Origin of the sequence: Streptomyces flaveolus, from assembly GCF_000716535.1 — a bacterium.
GTDB classification, from domain to species: domain Bacteria; phylum Actinomycetota; class Actinomycetes; order Streptomycetales; family Streptomycetaceae; genus Streptomyces; species Streptomyces flaveolus_A.
Map to the genome: position 1 here is coordinate 18,582 of NZ_JNWV01000077.1, position 10,878 is coordinate 29,459.

The 10,878-nt window shown below is 68.9% G+C and carries 9 protein-coding genes and 2 pseudogenes; 6 read left to right on the forward strand and 5 right to left on the reverse strand.

Annotated features, from left to right (window positions below; translation table 11 throughout):
* Positions 1-21: 21 nt before the first annotated feature.
* From OO52_RS44255 to OO52_RS44265, 3 genes are all read right to left on the reverse strand, one after another.
* Positions 22-1,098, reverse strand: coding sequence for an aldo/keto reductase (locus tag OO52_RS44255; RefSeq protein WP_030658892.1), 1,077 nt, complete (start codon positions 1,096-1,098; stop codon positions 22-24).
* Between the two features lie 79 nt (positions 1,099-1,177).
* Positions 1,178-2,155 carry an aldo/keto reductase gene (locus tag OO52_RS44260; protein WP_030658891.1) on the reverse strand — a complete coding sequence of 326 codons (978 nt, stop codon included), beginning with the start codon at positions 2,153-2,155 and terminating at the stop codon, positions 1,178-1,180.
* A gap of 15 nt (positions 2,156-2,170) precedes the next feature.
* Positions 2,171-3,433 carry an MFS transporter gene (locus tag OO52_RS44265; protein WP_199820065.1) on the reverse strand — a complete coding sequence of 421 codons (1,263 nt, stop codon included), beginning with the start codon at positions 3,431-3,433 and terminating at the stop codon, positions 2,171-2,173.
* Positions 3,434-3,778: 345 nt separating this feature from the next.
* Between OO52_RS44265 and OO52_RS44270 the strand changes: the two genes are divergently transcribed.
* Complete coding sequence (locus OO52_RS44270; protein WP_037631124.1) at positions 3,779-4,756, forward strand: aldo/keto reductase; 978 nt, start codon at positions 3,779-3,781, stop codon at positions 4,754-4,756.
* Between the two features lie 125 nt (positions 4,757-4,881).
* Here OO52_RS44270 and OO52_RS44275 read toward each other — a convergent pair whose 3' ends face one another.
* Entirely contained in the window at positions 4,882-5,796 is a 915-nt protein-coding gene (locus OO52_RS44275; RefSeq protein ID WP_051819128.1) for a helix-turn-helix domain-containing protein, read from the reverse strand.
* Positions 5,797-5,927: 131 nt separating this feature from the next.
* Between OO52_RS44275 and OO52_RS44280 the strand changes: the two genes are divergently transcribed.
* The 3 genes from OO52_RS44280 to OO52_RS44290 all read left to right on the forward strand — a co-directional run bounded on the left by OO52_RS44280 (position 5,928) and on the right by OO52_RS44290 (position 9,700).
* Positions 5,928-6,755 carry an oxidoreductase gene (locus OO52_RS44280; RefSeq protein WP_030658881.1) on the forward strand — a complete coding sequence of 276 codons (828 nt, stop codon included), beginning with the start codon at positions 5,928-5,930 and terminating at the stop codon, positions 6,753-6,755.
* 77 nt (positions 6,756-6,832) lie between these two features.
* Positions 6,833-8,707 (forward strand): Na+/H+ antiporter NhaA, encoded by a 1,875-nt coding sequence (locus tag OO52_RS44285; protein WP_234338031.1) that lies wholly within the window; start codon positions 6,833-6,835, stop codon positions 8,705-8,707.
* Positions 8,708-8,998: 291 nt separating this feature from the next.
* The gene (locus OO52_RS44290; RefSeq protein ID WP_030658877.1) at positions 8,999-9,700 is read left to right on the forward strand and encodes a hypothetical protein; all 702 of its coding nucleotides are present in this window, start codon (positions 8,999-9,001) and stop codon (positions 9,698-9,700) included.
* Positions 9,701-10,041: 341 nt separating this feature from the next.
* On the opposite strand, the pseudogene OO52_RS54435 reads toward OO52_RS44290, so the two are convergent.
* Positions 10,042-10,431: pseudogene (locus OO52_RS54435) on the reverse strand (hypothetical protein); the annotation flags it as partial.
* Between OO52_RS54435 and OO52_RS49085 the strand changes: the two are divergent.
* Both OO52_RS49085 and OO52_RS44305 read left to right on the forward strand, forming a co-directional pair.
* A pseudogene (locus tag OO52_RS49085) lies at positions 10,421-10,564 on the forward strand (IS630 family transposase); the annotation flags it as partial. The pseudogenes OO52_RS54435 and OO52_RS49085 overlap by 11 nt on opposite strands.
* A gap of 31 nt (positions 10,565-10,595) precedes the next feature.
* Positions 10,596-10,878, forward strand: a 283-nt coding sequence (locus OO52_RS44305; protein ID WP_037671431.1) for a MafI family immunity protein, incomplete at its 3' end; no start/stop codon positions are given.

A 10,878-nucleotide genomic window follows, 5' to 3' on the forward strand; every position in this document is an offset into this window, starting at 1 on the left:
GCCGGCGGGTGGGTGTCCGGTTCAGGGCTGGTGGCGGGTGGTGACGCGGGCGCCGCCGAAGATGAGGTCCTGGACCATGGGGGTGGAGACGAAGCCGTACGGGAAGACGGGGTCGGGGCGGCTGACGGCGTCCAGGCGTGCGATGTGTTCCTGGTCGAGGACGACGTCGAGTGCTCCGAGGTTGTCCTCCAGCTGGCTTACGGTGCGCGCGCCGAGGACCGGGGAGACGACGGCCGGGTTGAGCAGGGTCCAGGCCAGTGCGACCTGGGCCGGGCTGGCGCCCACCTGGGCGGCGACCTCCTTGACCGCCTCGGCGATGGTCACGCCGCGCTCGGTGAGGTTGCCGGAGGCCGCGATCACTCCCTTGCGGGAGCCGGCCGCGGAGTTCTGCTCCTCCTGCCCGGCCAGGTCGGCCCGGCTGTACTTGCCGGTGAGCAGCCCGCCGCCGAGCGCGGACCAGGGCAGTACGCCCAGTCCCAGCTCACGTGCCATCGGGATCAGCTCGTGCTCCACGGTCCGCTGGATGAGGCTGTACTCGATCTGCAGCGCGATCAGGGGCGTCCAGCCGCGCAGGTCGGCGAGCGTCTGCATGGCGGAGATCCGCCAGGCCGGGGTGTTGGAGATGCCGATGTAACTGACCTTGCCGCCGCGTACCAGGTCGTCCAGGCCCCGCATGACCTCCTCGTGCGGGGTCGTGTGATCCCAGCCGTGCAGGTAGAACAGGTCGATGTGATCGGTGCCGAGGTTGCGCAGGCTGGTCTCCAGCGACCGCACCATGTTCAGGCGGTGGTTGCCGCCCGAGTTCGGGTTCCCCCGCTCACGGGCCATGGTGTACTTCGTGGCGATGACGACCTTGTCCCGCTTGTCCTTGACGAACTGCCCGAGGAGGCGCTCCGCGGAGCCGTCGGTGTAGTTGACGGACGTGTCGACGAAGTTGCCGCCCCGGTCGACGTACAGGTCGAAGATGCGGCGGGCCTCGTCGGGCCCCGCGCCCCAGCCCCAGTCGTCACCGAAGGTCATGGTGCCCAGGGACAGGGGAGAGACACGAAGACCCGAACGCCCCAGAAGACGGTAGTCGGACAGGGAATCAGTGCTCATGGAATGCTCTCTCAGTGGTCTCTGATGTTCAGTGGTGTGCGGTGTTCAGTAGGGCCCGGTGGGCGGTGTGTTCGCTGGTTCACCGGTCGATGGCGGTCATGTTCGCCTCGCCGTAGCGCTCGCCCGCGGCGCCGCCGAGGGCGTCGAGCCGGGACAACTGGGCGCTGCTGAGCCGGAGATCGTCCGCGCCGGCGTTCTCCTCGGCACGGTCCACCCGCTTCGTGCCGGGAATCGGGACCACGTCGTCGCCCTGCGCCAGCAGCCAGGCCAGGGCGACCTGGGCGGAGGTGGCGCCGATCTCCCCGGCCACGGCGGAGACTTCGTCGGCGATCCGCAGGTTCGTGGCGAGGTTGGCGTCGGCGAACCGGGGAATGGTCCGCCGGAAGTCGTCCTGGTCGAGCTGGTCCGCACGGCGGACGGCGCCCGCGAGGAATCCGCGTCCCAGCGGCGAGTAGGGGACGAGCCCGATGCCCAGCTCGCGCAGCACGGGAAGGACGTCCGTCTGGACGTCCCGCGTCCACAGCGAGTACTCCGTCTGTACGGCGGTGATCGGGTGGACGGCGTGGGCTCGCCGGATGGTCTGCGCGGAGGCCTCCGACAGGCCGATGTGGCGGATCTTTCCCTCGTCGACCAGTTCCTTCAGCGTGCCCACGGTCTCCTCGATCGGCACGTTCGGGTCGACGCGGTGCTGGTAGTACAGATCGATCCGGTCCGTGGCCAGGCGACGCAGTGATCCCTCCACCGCCAGCCGGATGTTGGCCGGTGTGCTGTCCTGTTGCCCCGTGCTGTCGGGACGGTAGGAGACAAGACCGAACTTGGTGGCGAGAACGACGTCGTCCCGGCGGCCGGCGAGCGCTCGTCCCACCAGTTCCTCATTGGTGTGCGGGCCGTAGACGTCCGCCGTGTCGAGCAGCGTGACGCCGAGGTCCAACGCGCGGTGGATGGTGCGTATGGACTCCTGGTCGTCGGTTCCGGCGCCCGTGTAGTAGGCGGACATGCCCATGCAACCCAGTCCGATACGGGCGACATCCAGTCCCGCGAGCTTGGTGTGCCTCATGTCTTTCTCCTGACTTCAGTTCGCTTGTGCTGTTTCCGCTGCCATGAGGGTGCGCGTTCGTGCCCAGACGAGCGCGCCGAGTGCGGACAGACCGGCTCCCGTCCAGCAGATCGCGCTCCAGCCGCCGACCGCCCACAGCGCGGTCGCGACGGTCGAACCAAGGGCGCCACCGCAGAAGTTGCCGCAGACGTACACGGTGTTGACGCGGCTGCGCGCTTCCGGTGACAGCGCCAGGACGCGTGCCTGGTTCAGGATGTTGCGGGACTGGGTGGCCACGTCCAGGGCGAGGATCGAGACGATCAGCCAGGCGAAGTCGTGCGCGCCGGCCATCCCGCAGAGCCAGGCCACGATCGCCAGCGCCCAGGACCAGCCGGTCACGGGCACGGACCAGCCCCGGTCATGAAGGCGTCCGGACCCCTGTGCCGCCAGCGATCCCACCAGCCCGACGACCCCGAGCAGGCCGATCCGGGCCGTGGACCAGTCGTGGGGAGGGCCGCTGAGCAGAAAGGTGAGGGCCGTCCAGAACATGGTGAAGGTGGCGAAGCCGATCGATCCAAAAGCGACCGCCACACGCAGCACGGGCTCCTTGAGCAGGGACGCCGTGGAGCGCAGCAACTGCCGGTACGGCACCGTCGTCCTGGCCGGCAGCGAGGGGGTCACCCGGTACAGGACCACCGCCAGCACCACCATGACACACGCGGCGACGACGTACACGGCACGCCATCCGGCCACTTCCGCGATCAGCCCGCTGACGACCCGAGCCACCAGGATGCCGGTCACGAGACCGCTGACCACGACGCCCACCACGCGCCCCCTGTCGGCGTCGGCCGCCAGGTCGCCCGCGAACGCGACCAGCACCTGCCCGGACACGGTCGTCACACCCATGGCGACGAACGCCGCGGCCAGCACCGGGACCCCGGGCGCGACCGAGCAGATCGCGAGCGCCGCCGCGCACGCGACCATGAGGGACGGTACGAGCCGGCGCCGGTCCCGGCGATCACCGAGGGGGACCAGGAGCACGATCCCGAGCGCGTACCCGACCTGGACCGCGGTGACCAGCAACCCGGTGGAGCCTTCGCTCACGTGCAGCGAATCCGCGATGTCCCCCAGCAGAGGCTGCGCGTAGTAGAGGTTGCCGACCGCGGCACCACCCGCCACGGCGAACAACAGAGTCAGGACGCGATTCATCCGGGTCCCAGCTGTCGTGCAGAGTTCCTTGCTGAGTGCCACGTTGATGACTCCCTTGATGTCATGTGTGAGGACGGACGCTCGTCTCATCGCCAACACTGTGGAGCCTGCTGCGGTCGACATCCGTCAACCAGGACGCAGGTTTCCCTGGGTGTGGCACACCGTGGATCGACACCGCCGATCCGCATACCGTGCGTACCGTGGCGTCAGCGGTCACCGCGGGGTCGGAAGCCGGGCTTCCCCGGGACGCGCCCGGTTCACCTGCCGTGGTCGTGGGGACATCCCGACCGCGCACTGGACGGAACGCCTGACAGCGTCCCGTCCCGTGGTGCGCAAGGCTGGAGACCCTGGCACCGCGGGCAGGGCCACGAGCCGGCCGCCTGTCGGAGTGGAACCGTTCCCAACGGGGGGACTCACTGGCAAGGAAGGGACTCGATGATGAAATCAGTGGCACTCGGTGCGATGACGGTGTCGGCGCAGGGGCTCGGCTGCATGGGCATGAGCGAGTACTACGGGCCGACCGACTGGGACGAGTCGATCACCACGATCCGTCGTGCGATCGACCTGGGCATCACCCTCTTCGACACCGCCGACCAGTACGGCAGCGGTCACAACGAGGTTCTGCTCGGCCGCGGTGTCGCCGGGCGTCGCGACGACGTCCGCATCGCGACGAAGTTCGGCATCGACCGTAGCTCCGGAGACGACGCACGGACGTTCCGTGGAGACGCCGCCTACGTCAAGCGCTCCGCCGAGGCCTCCCTGACCCGGCTGGGCATCGACGTCATCGACCTGTACTACCTGCACCGGCCGCCGCAGAACGCCGAGATCGAGGAGACGGTGGGCGCCATGGCCGACCTCGTGAAGGCCGGCAAGGTGCGTCACCTCGGCCTGTCCGAGGTGGACGCGGACCTGCTGCGTCGGGCCCACGCCGTGCACCCCATCACCGCCGTGCAGAGCGAGTACTCACTGTGGACACGCGACGTCGAAGCGGTGACCCCGGTCATGGCCGAGCTGGGCGTGGGTCTGGTGCCGTACTCGCCCCTCGGCCGGGGATTCCTGACCGGCACGTTCGACCCCAAGGCCATCACCGCGGACGACGTCCGCGCGCGCAACGCGCGGTTCGGAGGCAGCGACTACCAGGCGAACCTCCGCATCGCCGACACCGTGCGCGAGATCGCCGCGGAGCGCGGCCTGGCGCCCGCGCAGGTCGCCCTGGCCTGGGTCTCCGCCCAGTCCGAGCGGCTGGGCGTGCCGATCGTGCCCATCCCCGGCACCAAGCGGGTGCGCTGGCTGGAGCAGAACGCCGCCGCCGTCGACGTGGTCCTGGACGACGACGCCCTCGACCGTCTGCAACCGCTCGACCAGTTCGTGCACGGCAGCAGGCTCCTGTCCCACGGCATCCGGACGAACTGAGCCGTACCCGGCGGCAGAGTCAGCCGAGGCACTCGCCCGCGGGCGTACGGCCGCGAACCACCCGGACCCCGGTCACCGCGCGGTCCTCACCCTCTGCGCGGTGCGGCTCCGGGTGGCACGGCAGGTCAGGCGAACGGACCGGAGGGCGGTTCGGCGATCCTCTCCTCACTGCCGGACCGGGGCCGGCCGGAACCGGGGGACCGCTCTCCGGGCCGGGGGGCGGCACTGAGGCTGCCGAGGATGGCGAGCCGGTCGCGCGTGCTCGTCTCCGGCCGCGCCCGGTACACCTTGACCAGCAGGTCAGGGGACGCGCTGGGCCGCAGCGTCTCGTAGGCGAGGTCCAGGTCGCCGACCTGCGGGTGCCGCAGCAGCAGCATGCCGGACGTCTTCTCGCGCACCTCCGCCCGCCGCCAGTGGCGGGTGAAGTCCTCGCTGTGCAGCGTGAGCTCGCCGACGAGGGACCTCAGTTCCGGGTCGCCGAGGCGATGACTGGCGGCGGCGCGCAGGGAGGCGACGGTGGAGGCCGCGACCGTCTCCCAGTCACGGAAGAAGGTGTGAGAGGCATCATCGATGAACAGCAGGCGGGCCAGGTTGTCCCGGTGCGGGTGACCGTCGTAGAGGGCGGCACCGAGCGCGTTCGCCGCGACCACGTTCATGCAGCGGTCCGTGACGATGGCCGGATGGGCGCTCCAGTCGTCCAGCAGGGCCAGCAGATTGGGTCCGGGTTCCCGGTCGGCGGGCCCGGCGGACTCGCCGACCGTATCGGGGGAGGCGAGGGCGAAGAGGTAACGCTGGGCGTCGGGATTCAGTTGCAGCACTCTGGCCAGCGCCTTCAGCACGCTGGGCGAGGGGTGCCGCTCCCGGCCCTGCTCCAGCCGCGCGTAGTAGTCGGCGCTGAGGCCGGCGAGTGCGGCGACCTCCTCACGGCGCAGTCCCGGTACCCGCCGGTAACCGTTGCCTTCCATGAGTCCGGCCTGCGACGGGGTGATCCGGGCACGCCTGGCCTTGAGGTACTGCCCCAGCTCGTTGCGCTCCTTCATACCGTTCAGGCTAGACGCCGCATTCCCGGTCAGGGAGGCCGTGGCACACCCTGGAAGCCTCCCGGGTCAGTCACCATCTTCGAACTGCACAGCCGTGCTCCGTAAGCCAGCGAGTTTAAAGGAGACAAGTGATGTCAGTCTGGTTTGTCACCGGCGCTTCCCGTGGCCTGGGCCGCGCCATCGTCGAGGCCGCTGTCACCGCCGGTGACCAGGTCGTGGCCGCTGTCCGCACCCCGGACTCCGTGGCCGACCTGCCCTCCGACCAGGTCCTCGTGGTCCCGCTCGACGTGCGGGACGAGGGCATGGCCGCCGCGGCGGTGGAGGCGGCGGTCGAGCGCTTCGGCCGTATCGACGTGCTCGTGAACAACGCGGGCTACGGCCTGCTCGGCCCCGTGGAGGAGACCAGTGACAAGGAGGCCCGCGACCTCTTCGACGTCAACTTCTTCGGGCTCCTCAACGTCACACGGCAGGTTCTCCCCGTGCTGCGCCGCCAGCGGTCCGGCCGGGTCATCAACATCAGTTCGGTGGGCGGCTTCACCGCACTGCCCGGTTCAGGCGTCTACGCCGCCACGAAGTTCGCGGTGGAGGCCGTCACCGAGTCCCTCGCCGCCGAACTCGCGGGCAGCGGCGTGACCGTCCACGTCGTGGAGCCGGGCGCGTTCCGTACCGAATTCCTGGACGAGTCGAGCATCCGCGTCACGGCCGCCGAGCCGATCACCGCCTACGAGGCGACGGTGCACTCGGGCCGGCCCGCGTTCCTGGCGGCCAGCGGTTCACAGCCTGGTGACCCCGCCAAGGCGGCGCAAGCCGTCCTGACGCTCGCCGGGGCGGAGGAACCGCCGCTGCGCCTGCAACTCGGCGCGGACAGCGTCAACCGTGTCCAGGCGAAGCTGGACCTCGTCAGGCGAGAGCTCGACACCTGGCGCGAGCTGAGCCTGTCCACCGCGTACGACGACTGAGCCGGCCCGGGCGGGTCGGCTGACGTCCTGCCCGGCGCGCGGGGTGCCGGCCATGGCGGCGGTACCCCACGGTCCCGGTGAACTACTGCTCGATTGGATCGGATATGGCTCTCCAGCGCTGGCGCGCGTTCACCAGATCGGAAAACGGCGGCACGGCATTCCTCATCACGGCGGTGCTGGCAGCGCTGGTCTGGGCGAACACGAGCCTGAACACATACGAGGCCACTTGGTCCGCTCGGCTGTCCGTCACCGTCGGGCCCTTCTCGCTCGGGTTGACACTGCGCGAGTGGATCAACAGCGGCTTCATGGCGCTGTTCTTCTTCCTTGTCGGGCTGGATGCGCGCCGTGAGCTCGACAAGGGTGAACTGCGGGACCGTAAATGGGTGGTCCTCTGCGCGATCGGTGGTGTGGGCAGCATGGCGGTGCCCGCGCTCGTCTTCGTCGCCTTCAACGCCGGCCTGATGAGTGTGCACGGCTGGGGTGTCGCCATGTCCACCGACACCGCCTTCGCCCTGGCGATCCTCTCGCTGGTCGGGGATCGGCTGCCGTCCTCGCTGCGTGCTTTCATGCTGTCCATATCGGTGATGGACGACGTCGTGGCACTCGTGGTGCTGGCCGTGTTCTACGGCGAGGGTTTCCGGGTCGTCCCCTTCCTGATCGCGTCTTTGGCCGCCGGGGTCATCACCTGTATGCGTCTGGCGAAGTTCCGTAGCGGCGTCGTGTGCTGCACGGTCTCCCTGGTGATGTGGTGCGCGCTCCTCAAGGCAGGGGTCGATCCCGTCGTGACCGGTCTGACGGTGGGCCTGCTGGTGATCACCGCGCCGGCCGGACGCGACGATCTGGAACGCGCCACCGGTCTGGTGCGGGACTTCCGGGAGCAGCCGACCGCGGAGATGCAGCAGACGGCGGTACGCGGTCTGGTAGCCGCCATATCGCAGAACGACCATCTCCAGCGGAAGTTCACCCCCTGGGTGAACTGTGCGGTTCTCCCTCTTTTCGCGGTCGCGAACTCCGGGGTCGCGCTCAGCTTCAGGACGGTCTCCGCGGCTTTCGCCTCACCCATCGCCTGGGGCATCATCTGCGGGTACCTGGTAGGCAAGATCGTCGGTGTGGTCGGTTCACTGTCCCTGGTGACGGCCCTGTCCGGCGGTCGGCTTCGACCCAATGTCGGCTGGGGGGCGGCAACCGTGGGGGGCGCCGTATCGGGAGCGGCGTTCACCGTGTCGCTGCTCATCGCCTCCAAGGCATTCACCGGGAACGACCTCGCGTACGCGCGGATAGCCATTTTGTCGACCCTTGTCGGAGCCATGGTGTCCGGATGGGTCACCACTGTCGTCCTGAAGTTCATGTCCCCGCGACGCCGTGCCCGTGCGCTGCTGGGACGGGCCCGCCCGCTGACCGATCTGGTCGCCCCGGTGGACGCCATCCGCGATCGCATACGCGGTCCGGTCGACGCCGAGATCACCGTCGTCGAGTACGGGGACTTCGAGTGTCCCCACTGCGGTCGGGCGGAATCGGCTCTGCGTGAGATGCTGACGGATCTGGACGACGTGAGGTACGTCTGGCGCCATCTGCCGCTCCCCGACGTGCACCCGCACGCGCAGTTGGCGGCAGAAGCAGCCGAGGCCGCGGGGGACCAGGGCAGGTTCTGGGAGATGCACGACCTGCTCCTGCGCCACCAGGATCAGCTCACCGCCGCCGACCTGGTCCGGTACGCGACGCAGCTGGGCCTGGACGTTGACGCGTTCCGCGGTCACATGAAGGCCCGGCGGGGACTGCGGCGGATAGAAGAGGACGTGAGCTCTGCGGATCTCAGTGGCGCTGTGGGAACGCCCACGTTCTTCGTCAACGGGCGACGCTATTACGGTTCTTTCGACTCCGCCGGTCTCAGCGCCGCCGTCCAACTGGCCCGGCAACGAGTTCTTGCCGGCAAGGCATCGAGCACAGTGTGAGTACTGCCTCGACACCAAATTCGATCAGGGCGAGGGCGTTGCCGAGGCGCGGGAGACGTTGCTCTCCCGGGCCCGACGCTGACCCGCCGAGCGTCGGCCTGTCCCGCCCGCCGCGCCGCCGGCGAACGCTACGAGCTGGCACCCGCAACACGTTCGCCGTCCTGGAGGGACGGGAGCTTGCCGCTGCGTGCTTACCGTCCCCTGGTGGTTTCGGCATACGTCCCGCAACCAGAGCGCCCTGGCTGGTAGCAAGCGGGCACGACCAAGGTCTTCCGATCATCGGAATTTTTTGTGCTCCAGCGCGCGGGCGGATGGGTCAGCCTGGGCGCGTTTCACTTCACCGGCACCCCGCAGGTCGAATTGTCGAACGCGACCGACGACGGAACCGCGGATGAGGACATCGCCTGGGGCGCGGTGGCCTTCCAGCCTCTGCACGGCAAGCCGGCCAATTCCATCGTTGCGATGGGCAACTCCTACTCATCCGGCGAAGGTGCCGCGGCGCCGGGAGGCGCGGACCTGTACCCGGAAACTGACCACCCGGACACCTCCGGCGGCTACGAGACCGACAAGTGCCACCGCTCCAAGCTCGCCTGGTCACGCCAGGCGACGCTGCCCGGATACAGCACGTCCATCGGGTCCATGGCAGACAACCTGGACCCGAACATGGATTACCACTTCGTGGCCTGCTCTGGCGCCCGCACGTACAACATTCTCAGCAAGGAGCAAGACTCTCACGAAGTACCTCAAGTCCAGGCCGGATACTTGGACAACAACACGACTCTGGTGACGCTGTCGATCGGCGGCAACGACGCCCGATTCGTGGACATCATGGGCAAGTGCATCGACATCCCCGTCCCTTCGCTGACCACCTGCCCGTACGCGGAGCTCGACAACATCGATCCCGCCACCGGTGAGAAAACGGGTGGCACGACGGGCGCCCTGAAGGACTGGGCACCTGGGTGGCTGCATGATGCCGTCCGTCCTCAATCGTGAAAACGCTCCAGGCCATCCACACCAAGGCGCCCTACGCCAAGGTGGTCCTCATGGGTTACCCGCAGCTAGTGGAAGACGATCACAGCTGTCTTCCCGGAGCATACGAGGATCTTGAGGCTCAGTGGGTTGTCACGCTGGGGAACACCCTCACGACCGAAATGAAGGGAGCCACCGAAGACGCCGGATCATGGGCGTGGTAGGACATCGGCGTCGACGACCCGGACCGGCGCCGCGTCCGATACCCCGAGCCTCCGGGCCGCTGAGGCAGACCTGCCGCAGACGAAGACGCTCCCCCACGCAACAGCCGTGGGGGAGCGTCCTCGTGGACCGCACCGCGTCGGTCAGGCCGGGGCGGCCTGCTGCGCCAGCGCAGCGAGTGGGGAGCGCCGGCCTTTCTCCACCGCACGCAGCTGCTGCCAGTCGACCTCCGGGTGCGCGGAGACGACGGCGTCGACGGACGCCGTGGTGTAGAGCGCAACGTCGACGGCCCCGGCCCGGCTCGTGCCGAAGCGGACCTCGATTGACTGCGGCGAGCGGACCCAACCCAGCCGCACCATCCAATCGAACTCAACCCTGCGCACCCCAAGCCGGGCGGCGGCCTGCTCGGGCCCGAGCGGGGCGTCGGCAGCGACCAGGTCCGCCAGGTCCTCGCGCTGGCAGACCTCCGTGACCTGGCCGGGGTGGTGCAGCGTCCCGTCCGGGTTCGCGCTCAGGTCGACCAGCAGGCCCCTGCACGCCTATCTGCGCTGGCGGAACAAGAACGCCCGCCATCCCGACGTGCTGGCCGCCCAGCGGCGCGAGCGCGCCCGTATCCGTAGTGAGAAGGGCATCCGCTGGGGAGGCCGACCGGCGAAAGCCGCGTGACCGTACGCACAACACCGGCGACACGGACGCCATGACCGCTGATCGTGAGGCAGTTCAGGCCAGCTGGAACCGCACCCGTAACCACCTCGACGCCGCTCGGAGCCAGTTGACGGGCCTGGCGGACATCGACCTCTCAGCGACGCTCGAGTTCTTGGAGCACAACGAGCTGGGACTGGCCTTCGACTGTCTCGTTGATCTCGGTGACGACCTCGACTTGCCGCTGACCTTCTGGCAGCACCTCGACCGAGCAGCTCGTGAGATGCGGCTTTACAGCGATGCGCTGCACACACCCCACCTCACGGCTGCCGACCTCT